Origin of the sequence: Gardnerella sp. DNF01205 (assembly GCF_049244135.1) — a bacterium.
GTDB lineage: Bacteria > Actinomycetota > Actinomycetes > Actinomycetales > Bifidobacteriaceae > Bifidobacterium > Bifidobacterium leopoldii.
In genome coordinates this window covers 1,453,632-1,473,034 of record NZ_CP058378.1, presented here as the reverse complement: position 1 = coordinate 1,473,034, position 19,403 = coordinate 1,453,632, and the positions used below count along the sequence as shown (strand labels likewise).

The window sequence follows — 19,403 nt, the reverse complement described above, 5'->3', positions numbered from 1 at the left end:
ATGTAAATAATAAATATTTCCAAATATTTCGTTTGGCTTGCAAATAGGCGTGGGGGGGGGTATAGTGCTGAGTGTTTAAGCAGAGTAATTGAGTTGTTTTTTTTTTAAGTGTCATCGTAATGATGACATCATGATTCGTAAGCTTTGCAGATTAGAAGGTAGGTGTATATGTTTAATTCGCATATATTTAGCCGTTTCCTTCGACTAGTGCGCTCAATTCGTCGTTCGTTATTTGCTTTTTTCGTGGCGATTGCAATGTTGCTTGCTACTTTTGTGATTGCTCCAACTTCTGCTCTAAGTGCTGGCGAAGGTACTGGTGAAAGTGCTACTTCTACTGAGAAGGCTGAGGACGCGAAGGCTGGTTCTGCTAAAAACGATAGTGAATCGAATAAGCAGCCTGATCAGAGTGAATCTAATAGTGCTGAGCATGATAAGAAAAATACTGGCTCTTCTGATACTTTAAAGAAGAATGATGGTGAGCTAAAGTCTGTTGAAAAGCAGAACCCTGCTAGTAACAATGGTGTCAATAAGCCTAAGGCTGAGAAGTTTGTAAATGAGACTGCTGTAAATAAAAAAGCTAAAGATGCCCAAAAGAAAGGCGCCTCTACGGAATCTGTTAAAGGCACTGACAGAAGTGTGAAGAAAAAGCCTGAACTTCCGGAAGTGTGCAAGAATAATAAAAAGTATAATACTCCTGTAAAATGCTACAGCATTACTTATGGTAGTAAAGATAAAGGTAATAAAGACACAATAAACATTAAAGGCAAGGATGGCGAGTCTTATAATAGGGTTCCTCAGATTATTACCCCAACAATAAAAGTTGCTGGTATTGTGCAGCAAACATTACCTAATGGCGTTTGGCTTGGGTTGGAGAAGTATGGTAAAACTAATGATTCCGTAAAGTATGCTTTTTTCAAGGGTGAGAATGATAAGAATGATAGCTACACTGCTAAATCTACGCAGGGTGTATCTAATAGCGATGGTTCTATACGTTTTTTTGCAAGCAAATGGCTAGTAGATAATACATATAGGTTTAATGTTGTAATACATTATCCAAATGGTTCTAAATCCAGCACTAGGATTAAAGCGATACTTGCTAAGGATGATTTGCCTAAGGCTGAATCTGGTGATTTAAAGCTGAGCTTATACGATTTTGGGAAAAAGGATGATAAAGTTTCTGTAAGCGGTAATAGAATTACTATAAAACCAAAGTCTAAGGGTTCAGCTCCTAGCGGAGGTACTGAAGGAAGTGCTACTGGCAGTACTGATAAGAAAGACACTTACGATCCTATTGACAATAAGCTTTTTATTGAATCGCAATCGAAAGATAAGCCTGGTTTTATCTATCATCGTATGATTTGCCATGAAACTGGTAGTGATGATAATGCCAGTTATACGGTAGGCAGTGTTAATGGTTTGAGTCTAGGTACGCAGACTCAGTTCGAGCATAAGGAAAATCAGAATCGACCTGATAAAAATGCAGAGAATTCTGCTGTGTATGAAAATGATGATTATACTGAGCGCTCTCAAAGCTGGATTACTGGAACGCCTACGAAGTCTGGGACTTTTGAGTGCAAAGTGTTTGCTATTAAAAAAGATGATGAATTTAAATTAGAGCGAAACTCAGGAAACGGTAAAACTAAGGTATATTCTACAGTATTAGACGAGTTTGATACTAGAGTAGAAACTAATAAGCAATCTCTGTTTGAAAAGCCAGAACAAAACATTGTTGAAGATAAGTGGACTAATAAAGCGTCTATTAAGCAAGGCATTGACTGGGATTATAAGAAGATAACAATCCAGTTTGGAGATAAGCCGAAGCCGCCAGAAATTCTTACACTGAAGGTGTATCCGTTTAATGGTAGTCCTACGGCATTGTCTGAAAAGAATAACAAGATTTCTGCAATGATCGGTATGGAGCTTAAGCCGTTTATTGATGCTACTTCTGCGGCGGATAGCAAGAATAAGATTACATTGCGCGTGCTGTGCTCTAAGGGCGAAAAGAAGAAGGATAATGCTGGTGGTGGCGCTTCGACTGGCGGTACTGGCTCGAGTGGAAGTGGTTCTGCTGGAAGTGGCTCAAGTGGCACTAATATTGGCGCTGTCTCGCGATCTGAGCAACCCTCTGAACCGTCGCAACAGTCTCAAACTGCTGGATCGCCGCAAGCTGAGGAGCCTCTTGAATACAAGACTTGGAGTAGCAATCTTGCCGAGCTTGGGTTGAGTGTGCCTGAGGATACGAAGCAAACTAGATGCAATAAGGCAAATGATGGGGATAAAGAATGTACTGCGAAGAACGTTGCGTCTCAAACTTCTATGGAAGTGAGCATAAAGCCGACTGAGGTTGGCAATTACCAGTGCGTTGTGTACGCGCTGAAACCTAAAGCGCTCGCTAAGTTTGATGGTCTAACTGGCAGCTTAACCCCTGCAACGATAAGCTCTGCGCTAACTACTGATCCAGCATCTTTTAAAGAAAACAAGGATTTTGCTGCTTTTACGTTCAATATTCATTCGGTGAGCAAGTTTACTTTGCCGCATACGGGCGGTCAGAGTTGGAATTTGCAGCTCGGTATTCTTGCCGCTCTGTTGGTGAATCTGCTGGCGGCTGGCTTTGTGGTAAGCCAAAGTGAGCGCGGTCGCAAATTAATTTTGGGAAGGTGGCGAGGCTTATGCAATCACGTATAAAGCAGTTGTATATGCATTTACTCGCCGTGCTTCGCATAAGGCGATTACGTACGCATTTGCGCATAAAGCCTTCCTGTTTCGCGCATTGTTTTATTGCGTATTGTTTTATTGCGCAGTCTTTCCGGATTCGGGAGCGTGATAACACAAGGTAAATGCCAAAAATTTTAAAACTTTACTCGTATGAGCATTATCAATGCAAATTAATTTTCTAGTTGCCGTAAAACGGCAAATGAAAGGAGTGAACATGAAAAAGTTCACTAATAAATTCGTGGCGGCGATTGCGTCGCTTGCTATGGCTGGCACGCTGTGCGTCGCCGGCGCTGTAACAATGACTGGAGTTGCATGGGCTGGTAAGCCGGTTGTTCCGCAACATCCTGCGAATACGGATCCTAAGGATCCTAAGGCTCCGTGGGAGACTGACGCTCCAAAGAATGGTACTATAACCATTCTTAAGTGCGTGAAGAAGGCAAATGATGATAACTCTACTACTTCTCAGACACAAACAGATCCTCAATGCAAAACTGGTTTTAAGCCACTTAAAGATGCTACTTTCAAATTGACTAAAGTCACTTCTGTTAAGGAAAGCGGCAAAGACGTTAATTTAGATCTTACCAAATTTGAGTCTTGGCAGAAGATTGCAAAGCTTGTTACTAAGCTGAACGATCACACTATTAAAGACAGTGGCACTGATGCAGAAGTCAAGCTTGATACCACTAACGCTATTAGTCCGAAGAACACTGATAAAAATGGTATAGCCAAGTTTGGTGATGGCAAGAATAATCTTGATCTTGGCTTGTATAAGGTTGAGGAAACTAACGCGCCTAAGGGCTATGGTGTTTCTGATTTGCAATCCTTCTATATGACACTTCCTTTGCCGGAGTACACTACTAGCGAGGGCAAGGATGCAAAAACGACTGTTTCGTATAACTATAATCCTGTTGTGACGCCGAAGAACAAGGATCTATCAGCTACTATTCAGAAGGTTTACGATAAGACTAAGTTCGCTAGCGTTAAGGATAAAGTGCCTTTTACAATTACTGCGGAAGTGAACAAAGCTAAGCCTAAAGATGGTAAGTTGACTGCTGCTAATCTTCAGGGTTATAAGGTCTTCGATGATGCTCCAACTGCTGCCTTCGCATCGATAACTAAAGATGCTGTGAAGACTGTGAAGATTAACGGCAAAGAGGTGACTAATGACGCCACTACTACTTATTACAAGGTAGAAGATCCTATCACTTCAGCTAATGATGCTGAAGGTAAGAATCTTGCTGCTGGTCACACTCGTATTCTTGTGACGTTTGCTGAGAAAGGCCTTGAAAAGATCGCTGATGCTATAAACAATTGTTCTAAAGCTGGAGACACGATTAAGGTTGAAGTAGATCTTGAGTTTGAGCTTAATAAAGACTATCAGGGTGGTAATCCTCCTGCGGATGGTCAGACTGCAGCTGACACTAGCAAGGATCAGATTGTAAACAAGTCTGGCTTCTTCCAGGCTCATGAGAAGAATGAGGGTGACTTGCCGCCAATCATTCCTGATAATGATCATTCTCAAGCGACTATTGACTTCGGTTTCCTTCAGGTGCATAAGTTCTACAAGGAAGGTACTGAAGAGAAGCCGCTTGAAAATGCTGAGTTCAGGATTTTTGCTGATGAGAAAAAGGCAACTGCTTGCGCTCAAGGTCTGAAGGAAAATAAGGAACTTGACAAGATTGAAGCTTGCAAGGCTGCGTCAACTATTGGTGATGCAGCTGCAGCTGCTCAACCTGCTACTGACGTACAGACTGCTACAACAGATTCTAAAGGTAACTTCGCGAAGGCATACAAGACTCGCGCTGATGTTCCTGTTTATCTTGTTGAGGTTAAAGCTCCTAAGGGTTATGCGATTTCTCCTGTAGTCCACGATGTGACTGTTAAGAAGGATCAAACTACGACTGAGCCGTTTGAGGACCTCCCACTTAAGGGCGGCGACAACGGCAAGAGCTTCTGGTTCAATCTTCCTGCAACTGGTGCTTACGGCGTGCTGATTTTCGCTGTTGTGGGCATGGTTCTTATTGTTGCGAGCGTGATTATGTACGTGCGCAATCGCAAGGAAGAAGAACAGCAGCAGAACGCTTGATCCGCTTTCTAAAGCTGGTCTTGTAGTCTAATAGCAAAGTGTGAGTCTAGGGTTTACTGAACTAAATCCTAGACTCATATTTGTGTGGTAAAGATTTGAGATTTTTCGCTCGCGCGAACCTTAAGTAAACAAAATCAAGAACCATACCCCGAATTTGTTTACCGATACGCGCTCTAAGTTAAATAATCCAACGAAACGGAGGAAGCATGAAATTAAACGACGTTGTTACAAAAGTATATGCTTTCTTCAATCAGTCTAAAGCAAAACCTGCAACCGAATCAACCCAAGACTCAGCAACCGCATCAAAACCCGCGCCAAAGCCAACAAAAAAAACCAAATCCAAACTCCGCCGCACTCTTGAGCCAATTGCCCTCGCGCTTGCAGCGATTCTGTGCTTCACGTACCCGATTGCGTCAACGTTGTGGAATAACAAGGTCTCGAAGGAGATTTCTACCGCGTATGATCGTTTGAGTCGTAAGCAGACTGCGAGCGCTCGCGAGAAGATTTTGAACGCGGCTCGTCGTTATAATGCGCGCCACAAGTCGATTATTACGGCTGATCCTTACGATGGCACGACGGATTATATGAAGACGCCGGAGTATAAGGAATATGCGAAGCAGTTGGATGAGCCAATGGGGATTATGGGTATTGTGAAAATCCCGAAGATTGGCGTTAAACTGCCGATTTATCACGGTAGTTCGCAGGAGGTTTTGGCGTATGGCGCCGGGCATTTGTATGGCACGGATTTGCCGGTTGGTGGCAAAACGCGTCACTCTGTTGTGACGGCACATACGGGTTTGCCGAATGCGACCATGTTTGATGATTTAGTAGAGTTGAAGAAGGGTGATTTCTTCTACTTTGACGTGCAGGGGGAGACGCTGCGTTACAGGGTATTCCGCATTAGTGTGGTCGATCCGCATGATATTAGATTGCTTCAGCGCGAGAAGGGGCGCGATTTGGCGACGCTGCTTACGTGTACGCCGTATGGTGTGAATACGCAGCGGCTGCTGGTGACGGGGTATCGCGTGCTACCGGATCCAGTTTCCGCGCCGGGTGATAAGTTGCAGTGGCCGCTTTGGATGACGATGTTTGTGCTCGCGCTTATTGGATGCGCGGTGATTCTTACGACGATGATTATTGCCGCGGTTCGCAAGCGCCGCCGCCGTGCTGCTTCACTTGCTCATGCCAAACATATAACTGCTTAGAATTGCTGTAATGCAGCGTGTTGCGAAGATTTAGAGAAATAACACCTTGATTTTCGTGAAAATTCGGCATATATTTACCCCTGATTTCGTGAAAATTTAGCATAAATTGACATTGATTTTCGTGAAATATATACTATAAAACAATAGTATTTTCAACGGTTTTGTGGTAATTAAGAGTGGTGTTATATGTTAAGGCGAAAATTCTATCAAAAAATGCTCGATTGGAAGAATGCTGATCGCGGTTCAACAGCGCTTTTAGTAACAGGTGCTCGAAGAGTTGGGAAAAGTACTATAGTTGAAGAGTTTGCAAGAAACGAATACAAGTCTTATATTCTTATTGATTTTTCGCAAGCATCAAAAGATGCGCTTCGGCTATTTGAAGATTATCGTTCAGATTTAAGCACTTTCTTTACGTACCTATCTGCATTGTATGGTGTGAAACTTTATAACCGTGAATCGGTAATGGTTTTTGACGAAGTGCAATTTTTCCCACAGGCTAGAGAATTTGTAAAACAACTAGTTGCAGATGGCAGATACGACTATATAGAGACTGGCTCGTTATTGTCTATTAAACACAATGTTGAAACAATATTGATTCCATCTGAAGAACAAGAAGAACGCATGTATCCTCTTGATTTTGAAGAATTTTTGTGGGCTTTTGGAGAAGAAAATCTATCGAAAGTTATTAAAAATTCATTTGATGAGTTAAATCCTTTGCCGGATGCTTTACATAAAAAAGCGATGCGACTTTTTAGAGAATATATGCTAGTTGGTGGCATGCCGCAATCTGTAAATGAATATGTTGATTCGAGAGATTTTACTCGAGTAGATAGGGTTAAGCGTCGTATTCTTTCGCTCTATAGGCAGGATGCTGCAAAGTTTGCAAAAGGTTATGAAATGAAAGTTATGGCTGTGTTTGATGGAATACCAGCACAGCTTTCTAGGCATGAAAAAAGGTATAGGATTACTTCCTTGGGTAAGAATGCTCGTATGCGTGATTACAAGGATGCGTTTTTTTGGCTTTCGGATGCGAGTATTACAAATAATTGCTACAAATCTACAGATCCAAATGTTGGCTTGAATCTTAATGCAGATGATGCGTTAGTAAAATGTTATATGGCTGATACTGGGTTGTTGACTTCTATGATACTTTCAGATAGTAGTATTGCGTCTAATGATCTGCATAAAGAAATTTTATTTGGAAAAATTTCAATTAATGAAGGAATGCTAGTTGAAAACGTTGTTGCGCAACAGCTAATAGCATCTGGACATCGCCTATTTTTCTATTCAAATAGAGACAAAGAAAATTCGGAAAATACAATGGAAATAGATTTTTTGATTTCTAAAGCTTTTCAGGATTCTGCTGGCAAAATGCGTATATCTGCGATTGAAGTTAAATCTGGAAATGTGTTCAAGACAGTTTCTCTTGATAAATTTAAGGCGAAGTTTTCAAAAAGAATTGGAACAAGTTATGTATTTGCTCCTAAACAGCTTAGCGTTAGAAAAGATTTGAATCTCGTAATATTACCACTTTATATGTGTGGATTGGTGTAGCGTTCCGACCTGCCTTCGCGCTGCTATGTAGTGCACTTATTCCTCACGGCTTAGCCGTTTGGCTGATTTGGCATGACATGCCGTAAATCAGGTACAAGCGCACTACATAAATGTGCTGTGCGTTTGTATTAAAACCGATTTTTTTTTGTTGCTTTTTATTTGTGGAATCTTATAGAATTATATTTATGCGCTGATGCATGCTAGTTTTGCTAGTTGTTAGATGTTTTATGGCTTGTGATTGATTTTTGGGAATAACCCTGATTGCTTGCGATTCATGGGTTTTGTGTTAGAAATGTAGTTTTTGTTGTACAGCGCTAGGTTTTACGCACATTTTTTAGGAGTGATCTTATGGTAGAGGGGAATAAAAATCTAATTATCGCTGACTCTAAAAACGCGTCTGTTGGAATGATAATAGACGCTGAAACAATAAAAGAGAAGATCTATAACATTCGCAATCAAAAAGTTATGCTTGATTTTGAGCTTGCTGAAATATATGGGTATGAAACGAAAAATTTCAATAGACAGATTAAGAATAATATTGAAAAGTTTGAGGGCGAAGATTTTATGTTTCGGCTAACTGCTGACGAGTTCAAAAACTTGAGGTGCAAAAATTTCACCTCAAGTTGGGGTGGCTCTCGATATTTGCCTTATGCTTTTACGGAGCAGGGTATTTATATGCTCATGACTGTGTTAAGAGGTGATCTTGCTGTTAAACAGAGTAGGGCATTAGTTAGAACCTTTAAGCAAATGAAGGATTTTATTGTTGAAAACAGGGATTTTATTGTTGAAAACAGGGATTTTATTGGCGCGAATGAGTTAGCGCAGTTGGCGATTCAAACGAATCAGAATACTAAAGATATAGCGGAAATAAAATCTCAAATGGCAACGAAGGAAGATTTTAATAAGGTAATGGATAATTTTATTAATCCAGATTCGTATAAGCATTTTCTTCTTATGGACGGCAATAAAATAGAAGCGGATCTTGCGTATTGCAAAATATATGAGTCAGCTAAGAAAAGCATTTACGTTGTTGATAATTATATTGGTCTTAAAACTTTGGAACTATTGCGGTTTGCTGGTGAAGGGGTGGGAATAGTAGTTTTTAGTGATAATTCTAGGAATAAGAATATGCTTACGGAAAGCATGTTGGGAGATTTTGTAAGCGATTATCCTGGTGTTGATTTGAAGTTTAAGACTGCTGGCAGAAAGTATCACGATAGGTATGTGGTTATAGATTATGGGACGGCAGATGAGGCTGTTTACGTTTGTGCGCGACGACCTACCTTTGCGCTTAAAGCGTAGCGCGCAAAGGTAATTCGGAGCGCTGAGCTTGCTCAAAGTTGAAAGCACGGTGTGCTTTCAATGCAAGCGAAGACGTGAGCGCGCTGTAACGTGCGAGCGACAGGATCTGCCTTTGCGCTTGTATCATGTGATGTTTGATGAGTTGTTAAAGAATCCTGAGTTAGAGTTTTAACATTTTATAATGTTCTAGTGTTTTGCGCTCGACTTGGAAGTAGACTTCCAACTTTCGTAAGTTTGTACCCAACTTGGAAGTAGACTTCCAACTTTTGTTGCTGCACAAAGATAGTTGCAGCTTTCGTAATGATGCGTGTCGCGAAGATGTGGCATAATAGGAAGGCTTGTGACTGGAGGAGGAATCCGCTAGCACAGCACAGCAATACAAGATGCGGGAGGAAGCTGCAAAACAGCTTTATAGCAACGTTTCGTAAGTGCTTTACTTCTGTAAGAAGCGACTATATTAGCGTTTGCAACAACCGTTTGAACCGCTTGTAAAAGAAAGAAGAACCATATTATGGCTCCGAAAAAGAAAGTCTCCGCGCTTATTAAGCTCGAGATTCAGGCTGGCAAAGCAAATCCAGCCCCACCACTGGGCCCAGCATTAGGCTCCCACGGCGTGAACATCATGGACTTCTGCAAGGCGTATAACGACCAGACGAAGGACAAGATGGGTCAGATCGTCCCAGTAGAGATCACCGTTTACGAAGATCGTTCCTTCACCTTCATTTTGAAGACCCCACCAGCCGCTGCTTTGTTGCTTAAGGCTGCTGGAATCCAGAAGGGCACCGAGAATCCATTGACTCACAAGGTTGGTTCTGTGACCAAGGCTCAGGTGCGCGAAATCGCCGAAATTAAGATGCCTGACCTCTCCGCACGTGACGTCGAGGCCGGTATGAAGATCATCGCGGGTACTGCTCGCTCGATGGGTATTACCGTTACCGACTGAAAGGGAGTGTAGAAATGGCTAAGCGTTCTAAGAAGTATCGTGAAGCGGCTGAGAAGATCGACCGCAATAACCTGTACACCCCAGCTGAAGCTATCGCTTTGTTGCAGAGCATGCCAAAGCACGCTTTCGATGAGTCTGTTGAGGCTGTTATGCGCCTTAACGTGGATCCTCGCAAGGCTGATCAGTTGGTTCGTGGCGTTGTGAACTTGCCAAACGGCACCGGTAAAACCGCTAAGGTTTTGGTGTTCGCTCGTGGCCCAAAGGCTACTGAGGCTCAGGAAGCTGGCGCTGACATTGTTGGTGATGACGAGCTTATCGAAAAGGTTGCCGGTGGCTTCCTTGACTTCGATGCAGTCGTTGCAACCCCAGACATGATGGGTAAGGTTGGCCGCTTGGGTCGTGTTCTCGGTCCTCGTAGCTTGATGCCAAACCCAAAGACTGGCACCGTGACTATGGATGTAGCCAAGGCTGTTGCCGACATTAAGGGCGGTAAGATTGAGTTCCGCGTGGATCGCCAGGGCAACCTGTCCTTCCTCTTCGGCAAGCTCTCCTTCGATGCTAAGGCTCTTGAAGAGAACTTCAAGGCTGTCGCAGACGAAATCCGTCGCTTGAAGCCAAGCACCATCAAGGGTCGTTACATTACTAAGGTAACTGTGACCTCCACGATGGCTCCTGGTGTTCCAGTTGATATCGCCAGCATTGCTGCCTGATTTATTGCTTGCGTAGCTTATGCGAAAGCATGGCTGGTAAGTAGTAGATTAAGTTTAAAACTTATAAACGCTGAAAATGTGCTCTTTTGAGTCATGTTTTCAGCGTTTTTTGTTACTTGCGTTACTGCGTTTCTGCGTTAGCAACGAATAATTGAGATTTTGCGTTACTGGTGCAGTACGCAAACTGCGTTAGTAATGAATAGGTGACTGGAGAAGTTGAGGGCGCGTAGTCGTGCGCGGCGTGTCGCGGGGGAATGGCGGTTTTGCAACGGTTTTACGGCTGGTTGGGGGAGTATTCAAGAGTTTCCTGAGAGTTTTCTGGGAAAAATCTTTAAAAACCTTGAAATTGACATTTTTACGAAAAGTAATGTGTAATACTGTATTTTTTACTTTTAAAAATAGTTTGACTGAAATATTTTCATAAAAATATGAATATTTTTTGTTAATGAGTTGTGTGTCTGCTCTTGACTTTTTCGAACGGGGGGGGGGTATGTTAATAACAGCTTCCAGCCGGATGCTCTGCGCTGGTAGTTATTCACAAAACTTAAGTTGTGAATGTTAATTTTTCTTCGCGCGCTTGGCGTGAAGGAGAAGAAGAAAGGAAAATATTATGTTGAATAAGAAGGCTATTGCCGCATTCGCTGCTGGCGCCACCCTCCTCTCCGGTTTCGCTTTTTCTGCTCCAGCAATGGCAGCAGGCTTGGATGACTGGATTAAGGTTCCAGGTATGAGCAGCCACACTACTGATCCAACTGGTCAGCAGTCTGATAATGGTGTTCCTGGTACTCCTGCAGCTGATCCAGAAAGCCATGATCCAATCAACTCTGATTTGCTTCAGCATAACTACAAGGGTCAGTTCGTAGAGGTTTTGAAGCGTGCGCAGACCAATGTTCACCTTTATGATGCTCTTCTCCAAAAGCTTGAAGCTACACAGGCTCACGGCTGGGATGACCTCATCAAGGGTATGGGTGACACCTGCGCTTACTTGAAGGATATTCGTCGTAAGCTTGAGAAGGCTGTTTTGCACTACGGTCATGTTGAAGCTACTGTTAAGGATCTCAAGGCTGAGCTTGCTGAGGATATGAAGGATGCCCTTGCTAAGGGTGATTACGTTGAGGCTCACGAAGTCCAGCAGCTTCAGGCTCAGGTAGAAGCTTTGCTCAAGGTTGCTGATAACAACCGTACTCGCGCTGCTGCCTTGTTGGATTCCGCACGCGATCACGCTAAGGATCAGAGCTGCGACACTGGTGCCAAGGATATCTTGAATGCTATGAAGAAGGAACCAAACTTCCCAGGTAAGAAGGCTCCAGCTAAGAAGGCTGCTGCTAAGGCTGAGGCTAAGACTGCTGCAGCTAAGACCCCAGCTGCCGCTGCTCCATTGGCTAAGACCGGCGCTGCTGTAGCTTTGGCTGCTGTTGCTGCTTCCGTGCTTGCCGGTATGGGTGCTGCTCTTCGCAAGATTCGTCACTAAATTTAGTGAATAATTTTTCACTCAACTTGTGGCATGAGACTGTTTAAGTTTTATGCCACAGGCGACTTGCAAATTTTATTGTGCGTTTTCACTGTTTTGCCAAATCTCTTTCTTCACAGTGCGAGCGTGGATAGTGTTTGTAAGTTAGCTGTTGAGTGTTGAATCAGTGTTGCTTGTTAGGGAAGCGATGCTGATTAGTGTAAGAGGCTTGGTTAATTGTGCTACTAAGGGCATTTGTTTCCCAAGCCTTTTGCCGTATGTGTGCGTATTTTAGGTTTGATTAAAGTCTTGACCTATAACCCAAGTTTTGAAGGTTATTGCTCAAGATATTGAATTAATTCCCAAAATATTGAAACTCATTTTGAATATTTACTAAATTTTGTTTATTGATTTTACATTTGCGTGAACAAATGATGTCGCGCAATGTATGTGAGAAAAATTGAGGTTTATTATGTTGAATAAGAAAGCGATTGCTGCATTTGCTGCAGGTGCTACGCTGGTTTCTGGTTTGGTGTTTGCTGCGCCAGCCATGGCAGAAAAGCCAAATGCTAATCCTCCTGCTAATCCTCCTGCTGTGCAGAGCGATCAAGTTACTAAGCTTGACGGTGTTGTTTTCAACTTCAAGGTAGGAGACAAGGATCATAAGACTACTGCTATTACTCTTTACAAGAAGGGTGATAAGTACGGTACTGCTGAGAACGATATTAACTATACTGTAGCTCAGATTGGTGCTGGTCTGTTAGCTCAGGTGCAGAATAGTCTTACTTCTGCTGATGGTAATTCCATTGTTGATAAGGTTGAGTTCCCTTCGGTGCTTAATTCTGGTGAAAACGAAGTTACTGTTAAAGTTAACAATAATCTTATAGACAATGATACTGTTGTTACCATGGCTAGCCTTGGTGATTATTCATACTTTGAAGCCGCGTTGAAAGCTGCTGGTAAGTCAATAACTCCTGCTCAAAAAGCTTTGTTTGACGCTCAAAGAGCGAAGGTTGAAGAAGCAATATCTAAAGATAAGGCTAAGAAGGATGCGCTTATTGCTGAGGCTGAGCGTTTTGGCTTGCCAAAGAGTGTTATTGATGCTTTGAAACATTATGCTGAGTCTAAGGAGTCTGCTGCTGTAGCAAAGCTTCTTGAGCAGGGTAAGAAGAATGCTAGGGAAGAGTTAGCTAAGAAGGCTGAGAAGGAAGGTTTCGCTTTCGTTGCTAAGCTGATTCGTAATTCCAAGAAGTCTACTTTGACTGCATTGAAGGCTTTGCTTGCTGAGGCTGAGCGTGAAAAAAGAAATATTAACAATGGCGTAGCTCCTGCAGTTAATAATGTGCCTGAGTATAATGGTGCTGATTTGTTCAAGGGCTTGACTTATGACCAGGCTAAGGCTTTGTACGAGGAAATGAACGCTAATGCAGAAGCTGCTAAGAAGGCTGCTAAGGATGGCAAGCTTGATGCTGATACTGTAAAGCTTCTTGCTCAAGCTAAGGCTGCTTTCCAGAAGATTGTTAAGGCTGAGATTGAGAAGATTGCTCAGCAGGCTGAGAAGGAAGGTTTCACTTTCACTGCTAAGCTGATTCGTAAGGCTAAGACTGTTGAGGGTGCTCGCGCTTTGCTTGCTGAAGCTGAAAAGAGCAAGAAGCTTACTCCAAAGCCTATTAATCCTTTGACTCCTGTTCCAAGTCAGCCTAGCGGTAATGGCGCTGGTACTGGCAACGGCGCTGGAAATGTTGCTGGTAATACTAATGACAATAAGACAATGAAGAATGCTGCAAATGTTGCTGCTCCATTGGCTAAGACTGGTGCTGCTGTAGCTTTGGTTGCTGTTGTTGCTTCTGTGCTTGCTGGTGTGGGTGCTGCTCTTCGCAAGATTCGCCACTAAGCTTTTAATGCACAGAAGTGCATGATTGCTTAACTATTTGTGAGCGTGCTGTATGTGAATACGGTGCGCTCACTTTTTACTTTTTAGTTCAGTTTTTGCTTACATTATTTACTTCAGTATTACGCCAGTAACTGATTATCCATAGTTTGTTCTGCGTTAAGTTCTAAGCGTTCTCTTATACTGCTGGTAGTTGCTTTGTTACAGCAAAACGCCTTTATTTAGTGTTTTTTCTTTAAAATACTTTCTATTTGTGAAAAATTGGTGTACCCTGTGTTATTGTAATTTAGATTGGTATATTCCGAGTTGGTGTATTCCGGGTTGGTTTATTCCAGTTTTAATATTGGTATCTGGCTTCTGCGTGTTAGCCCTAACTTTTGCGCGGGGATCAGATAAAAGAGATTGAAGGTCTAATATGTTAAAGAAGAAGACCATTGCAGCTTTCGCTGCAGCTGCTACTTTGCTTGCAGGTTGTGCTTTTGCTGCTCCAGCAATGGCTGATGATGAAATCGATACTCATGTTCTTGAGTACGGTACTCCAGATCCATTGAACGGTGAGAATTTGTATCCAGAGACTCATCAGGCTCCTGCTAATCCTGAGGGTTACAATGACCCTACCCAGGTTCCTGATATGAATCACTGCTACAAGAACGCTTTGGGCACTGTAGTTTGCGAGCCTGCTACAAAGACTTTGTACAACAGAGCTCTTACCAGCAATTTCCATGAGAATGATAAGAAGCCAGCCCCAGCTCCAGCTCCAGCTGCTCCAGCTAAGGCTAAGCTTCCTAAGACCGGTGCTGCGGTAGCTGTGATTGCTGTCGTTGCTTCTGCTCTTGCCGGCATGGGTACTGCTCTTCGCAAGATTCGTCACTAAATTAGTGCTGTAAGTATAAATAATATATTATTATTGTTTGTGCTTGCTTTATTCTTGCATTTAGCGTGTGATGTAAAACCTTTGGTTTTGCGTCGCACGTTTTTTGTTTGTAAAGTTAGACTTAATGTGAATCGCGAATTCTACCAATTGTTATAGCTGTTTGCAGCACATAAGCGGCGCGCGGATCCGTAGCATCCCATCCTGTAGTTTGCGCAACTTTACGTAAACGGTAACGAACAGTATTTGGATGCACATTAAGTTCGTGTGCTGTTTGGTCAAGAGCTCCACCAAAGCGCAAGAACATGTCAATAGTTTCCAAAGTCGGATCGTCATGACTGTAAGGAGCCAAACTTTGATACACCTTGTTGTAAAGAGTATCAAAAGCTGTGGCATCGCCAATAAGTGCTCGCTCCGGAAGTAAATCATCCGTGTGAATGATTTGCGGCAAATGCTTTACTGCTGGAGCAACAGCAATCGCGGCAAGAGTAGCAGTAAGAGCGGAAGAAATCTGCTCAACGCCCTCAACCATGCTGCTAACACAAATCGTCTTATGAGAATTCTCAAAAACTTTGCACAGCTTCTCTAAAGCCTGATCGCTAGGATTTTCGCGTACAGCAAGCAGAATAATATGAGAAGGTGCTGCAAAAGTAGAAGAATTTTTTGTAGATGCTGATATCAGTGCTTGCGTTTTTTGCCAAGCTCCCGTAATGCGCTGCAAAGCACTACTTTGTGTGCGCTCAACTATTGCATCATACGCATTGCAACTACCAAGCTGTGGCCAAATATTTCGGCGCAAAGTGTCAGTGTTATCAGGTGGAATATCTGGTGCTGGCTTGCGATTTGGTCCGTCATCTGGCTTAATTGCAGTGCCGAAAGTTCCTGCAATAACAATAACTTTTGGCGAATCTGACCATTGAAGTAAATGCATGAAAGCGTCAATACGAGCATCTGCAATACCATTCATTAAGCACGTGGCAATAATCGAGTGTAATTGCAAGCGTATCGCCGCGTCAAAAACTTGGCCATCACGATTGTCGAAAATTCTAAGCGGTTCCGAGCTAGTTGATTTTTGCGCGCTGGGTAGTGGAGTAAAACTCGGTGAATTATTACCTTTAGTATTTTCAGAAGATTGACTTGAATGACTCGAACGACTTTGATTTGATGAAAGACGATGCCATAAGTGGTGCTTGTGCTTTTCTTCGTTTTCTTGCTCTGCTTTAGAAGAGCTCTCTTGATCATTTGATACAGCGTTTACTTGCGTTTTGTTTAACTGTTGATTTTCAAGAGAATTGGCAATATTAGAATCCTCCGCGTACTTTTCTGCTGCTTGTACGCTTGCTAGTATCGAAAGAAAATCGCTACTAAGTAAGCTGTTTCCTGCAAGTTTATCTTCATAATTTTCTTCGGACATAATAGAAGAAGCAGCGCTGCTATCTTGCGCAAACTGAGGTGTATTCTTCTCGTCCATCTTATGCCTTTGATTCTAACATTCTCTACTATTATAGCGCGATTGAGTAAAAGTATCTCGCCAAAAAGTAAGTGCTACAAAGCAGAAAACAAAAGCTAACGGTAGCATGTGTCGCTCAAAATTATTAGCTGGAGCAAGAATCATAACTCCAACCAGCAAGGCAAGTGGAATATGCCATAACAATGTGCGCCAACGGCGAAGAATAATTTCTGCAACTCCAATAAGTAGTGTAAAAATAACGAAAGTATTTCCGTGAATTGGCCAACTTAAAACAGGAATATCACTAAACGTGCTAATGTCTTCTGCAAATTTAGTTCGCCACTTAGGATTCCAATATTTAATCCAATCAGATTTGTGTATGCTGTCAGTGTCTATGTAGTATTCTGGCCCAACATACGGGCGGTCAAAAATATCAAAGTATCCGTAAGTCTTTGCAAGAAAAGCGTCAGTTGCCACAAATGGACTATGCGTAATCATTTGCCACCAAGCGAAATCTAATTTACGAATATTGTCTTTAGTAACGTATCGCCAACGATAACTCACTTTTTTAGACTGCAATCCGGAAGATTTCACAGGGTCTGCGTCATAAGGTTTGTATGCTTCTGCAGTTTGATCCAGATTAAAAATTGGTGCAATAATGCGCTTTGCACTACGCGGTATGCTATGCGGATCGAGCTTAGCTATACGTGCAATTTGTTGTAACTGAATGCCGCGACTCTCAATAGGATCGCCGCTAATAATAGCACCGCTCGAAATAAGCATAATTAACGAGCCGTGAATTACAACGATTGGAAGCAAAATTCCGCAAACCCACAAACGCCAGCGTTTGCGCTCAAAAATAATTAAAAGTATGAATTGAACAACCAGAATATACCAGGCGTATTTTGCAGCAATAAGCATTACACACACTGAAACAATTAATTCCAAAACAGTGTGAAGTCTAGGCTTTTGCGCATTCGGCTTTGTGCTAGGTGTATTTTTAGTGTCGTTCGCATGATAGCAATTAGTTAACTCGTAATTTATACCAAACCACCAAACAAAAGCGAACGCAAAAAGCGGAGATTTTGTAAGCGCAATAGTTGAGCACAACACAAGCGGATTAAGCAAAAACATAAGCAGAATAACGAATCTTGCAAAAGTTGTTGTGCTGCAATTTGTTGAGCTAGATTCTGCATTAAGCCAAGGTTTGTTTAAGAAGCGGTGTGCTGTTGCGCAAACGCACCATGCTGCAAATGCAAATTGTGCAAAGGCAAGAAGTGCAATTCCAGCGTCGTTTGAGTCGGTAAAGTATCTGGAGACTGCTGTTGTTGCGCCATAAATAACAGTTAGAACAATGTTGTGCTGATCTGTTAAATAAGTTGGATGAGTTGGCCACAAGTAGTGCGCAGTTGGGTAAATATCCATTGGGACAAAGCTAAAGAAGCCGATATAAGGCTGGTCTAAGCCTGTAATTTTATTCCAAGTCCAACTGTACTCACGAATTTGCGAGCATATATCTGCACCGTATGCGGCAAGTAACGTAGCTGGAACCCAAATCCAGCCCACGAAAAAAGTAAGAAGTAGGTTTCTTCTGTTACGAGTGGAGTGGTTAATGAACCATTTAGCGCAATTAAAAAATAGTTTTGCAGATTTTAAAAGAAAATGCGAAATATTGCGGAAAATAGCGTGTTTAGTAGTAAATTTTTGTAATTTTGACTGTTTTTTATTTTCACTATTTTTTCTTAACGCAATTGACTTTATTAATTTCATAAAACGTTGATATTTAGGCAAAAACTTTTTATTTTTACCGTAGTAAATAAGCACAGTCAGTATTAATGCGTATATTATGAAGGCAGCAACGAAAATAAAAGCATTAACCAACGAAAAATCAGCGATTGATCCTAAATGAACTTTAATATCTTGACTGCGGAAAATTGGCCCCAGGCTAGTGCAAAAAGCAAGTATAAAGCATAACAAAGCAGCAAGAGTGTAATCTAAAAAACGTGCTACAACAGCACGCAATGTGCGCGGCTTCTTGTACTGCTTTTTGCGACGTATGCGCTCCATGTGTTAACACCTGCTTAATTGATGCCTAGCTATTTTGGTTGCTATTGCGCGCAAAACATGCAATTACGCGCGCAAAAATATAATCTGATGTAAATTATACATATGACTATTTTTTCTTCGCAAAGTGTGGCATTGATGCCGCAGACATCAGAAGTAGCAGATTTGGTAAAATATTTCGCAATTACAGATTCTACGCAAAATATTGCGCGAGAAATGATACAAAAAGGCGAAATAATCGCGCGAGATGACGGAAAGTCAGCAATAGTTGCGATTGTGGCAGACGAGCAAACAGCAGGTCGCGGCAGGCTTGGACGCGCGTGGGTAAGCCGACCGGGAGAAAGCTTTTTAGTTTCATTCGTAACTTTGCTGCCGAAGTCAATTGTTATGGACGCAAGTCACAATGGCTGGCTGCCTATTATTGCAGGGCTTACAGCTCGTGACGCACTTCTAGAAACGTTTAAAGAGTGCGGAAGTTCGCCGATACACGGTGATGCTTGCGCGATAAAACTTAAATGGCCTAACGACGTGTTTTTGCACGATTGTAAAGAAGGCGGAATCTTAACAGAAATTGTAGCCGATCCAAGCAAAGACAATGTTGTTGGAGTAATTTTTGGAATCGGATTGAATTTGTGCGTGCCGCAAGAAGTGCTGCCAATTAAGATGGCAACTTCGTTGCAAATGCATATGACTGATTTGCCGGAATCTAAAGAATTGCGTGATACGATTGCTGCAAAAATAGTTACTGGATTGAGGACGAGATTGTGCGATTTTATGCGTGATTATCCAAGTAACGCTGCCGATTTGCTTAAAGAGGTAAATGGTGTGTGTTGGACTCTTGGACGCGAAGTTAACGTGCATCCAATTGACGGAAGCGTGGTGACAGGAACTGCTGTGCGGCTTGGAGAAGATGCGTCGCTTACAATTCGTGAGGCATCTGGCGAGGAAATTGTGGTAAAAAGCGGCGATGTGCACGCAGTTGCGTATGAAGCGCGACGACCTGCTTGAGCGCTGCGATTTAGCGCGCGAAAGCAATTCGGAGCGCCGAGCTTGCTCAGAGTTGAAAGCACAGTGTGCTTTCCGTGCAAGCTCAGCAGCGAGCGCTTAAAGCGCAAGCGTCAGCTGTTTGCTAGTTATCTCAGTCAAAGAGCAAGTGCGCGGC

Annotated in this window: 13 protein-coding genes; 11 read left to right on the top strand and 2 right to left on the bottom strand. The window is 42.5% G+C overall.

Features of this window, described 5'->3' with window-relative positions; translation table 11 throughout:
- Positions 1-168: 168 nt before the first annotated feature.
- The 10 genes from HXT47_RS05840 to HXT47_RS05795 all read left to right on the top strand — a co-directional run bounded on the left by HXT47_RS05840 (position 169) and on the right by HXT47_RS05795 (position 14,730).
- The gene (locus HXT47_RS05840; protein ID WP_421789030.1) at positions 169-2,685 is read left to right on the top strand and encodes a hypothetical protein; all 2,517 of its coding nucleotides are present in this window, start codon (positions 169-171) and stop codon (positions 2,683-2,685) included.
- A 244-nt stretch (positions 2,686-2,929) separates the two neighbouring features.
- Positions 2,930-4,801 (top strand): SpaH/EbpB family LPXTG-anchored major pilin, encoded by a 1,872-nt coding sequence (locus HXT47_RS05835; RefSeq protein WP_032842469.1) that lies wholly within the window; start codon positions 2,930-2,932, stop codon positions 4,799-4,801.
- A 206-nt stretch (positions 4,802-5,007) separates the two neighbouring features.
- Positions 5,008-6,006 (top strand): class C sortase, encoded by a 999-nt coding sequence (locus HXT47_RS05830; protein ID WP_032842470.1) that lies wholly within the window; start codon positions 5,008-5,010, stop codon positions 6,004-6,006.
- A gap of 186 nt (positions 6,007-6,192) precedes the next feature.
- On the top strand, positions 6,193-7,560 hold the full coding sequence (locus HXT47_RS05825; protein WP_004106264.1) for an ATP-binding protein: 1,368 nt from the start codon (positions 6,193-6,195) through the stop codon (positions 7,558-7,560).
- Between the two features lie 348 nt (positions 7,561-7,908).
- The gene (locus tag HXT47_RS05820) at positions 7,909-8,862 is read left to right on the top strand and encodes an ORF6N domain-containing protein (RefSeq protein ID WP_004106266.1); all 954 of its coding nucleotides are present in this window, start codon (positions 7,909-7,911) and stop codon (positions 8,860-8,862) included.
- Between the two features lie 511 nt (positions 8,863-9,373).
- The gene (gene rplK, locus HXT47_RS05815; protein WP_004118588.1) at positions 9,374-9,805 is read left to right on the top strand and encodes a 50S ribosomal protein L11; all 432 of its coding nucleotides are present in this window, start codon (positions 9,374-9,376) and stop codon (positions 9,803-9,805) included.
- A gap of 14 nt (positions 9,806-9,819) precedes the next feature.
- Complete coding sequence (rplA, locus tag HXT47_RS05810) at positions 9,820-10,515, top strand: 50S ribosomal protein L1 (RefSeq protein ID WP_004106273.1); 696 nt, start codon at positions 9,820-9,822, stop codon at positions 10,513-10,515.
- A 610-nt stretch (positions 10,516-11,125) separates the two neighbouring features.
- Complete coding sequence (locus HXT47_RS05805) at positions 11,126-11,986, top strand: hypothetical protein (protein WP_004118590.1); 861 nt, start codon at positions 11,126-11,128, stop codon at positions 11,984-11,986.
- A gap of 451 nt (positions 11,987-12,437) precedes the next feature.
- On the top strand, positions 12,438-13,859 hold the full coding sequence (locus tag HXT47_RS05800) for a hypothetical protein (RefSeq protein WP_004106279.1): 1,422 nt from the start codon (positions 12,438-12,440) through the stop codon (positions 13,857-13,859).
- A gap of 412 nt (positions 13,860-14,271) precedes the next feature.
- Entirely contained in the window at positions 14,272-14,730 is a 459-nt protein-coding gene (locus HXT47_RS05795) for a hypothetical protein (RefSeq protein WP_004106282.1), read from the top strand.
- A gap of 121 nt (positions 14,731-14,851) precedes the next feature.
- Here HXT47_RS05795 and HXT47_RS05790 read toward each other — a convergent pair whose 3' ends face one another.
- Positions 14,852-16,198, bottom strand: coding sequence for a helix-turn-helix domain-containing protein (locus tag HXT47_RS05790; protein WP_421789026.1), 1,347 nt, complete (start codon positions 16,196-16,198; stop codon positions 14,852-14,854).
- A gap of 15 nt (positions 16,199-16,213) precedes the next feature.
- On the bottom strand, positions 16,214-18,244 hold the full coding sequence (locus HXT47_RS05785; RefSeq protein ID WP_421789024.1) for a DUF6020 family protein: 2,031 nt from the start codon (positions 18,242-18,244) through the stop codon (positions 16,214-16,216).
- 102 nt (positions 18,245-18,346) lie between these two features.
- Between HXT47_RS05785 and HXT47_RS05780 the strand changes: the two genes are divergently transcribed.
- The gene (locus HXT47_RS05780; protein ID WP_004118602.1) at positions 18,347-19,249 is read left to right on the top strand and encodes a biotin--[acetyl-CoA-carboxylase] ligase; all 903 of its coding nucleotides are present in this window, start codon (positions 18,347-18,349) and stop codon (positions 19,247-19,249) included.
- Positions 19,250-19,403: the final 154 nt, after the last annotated feature.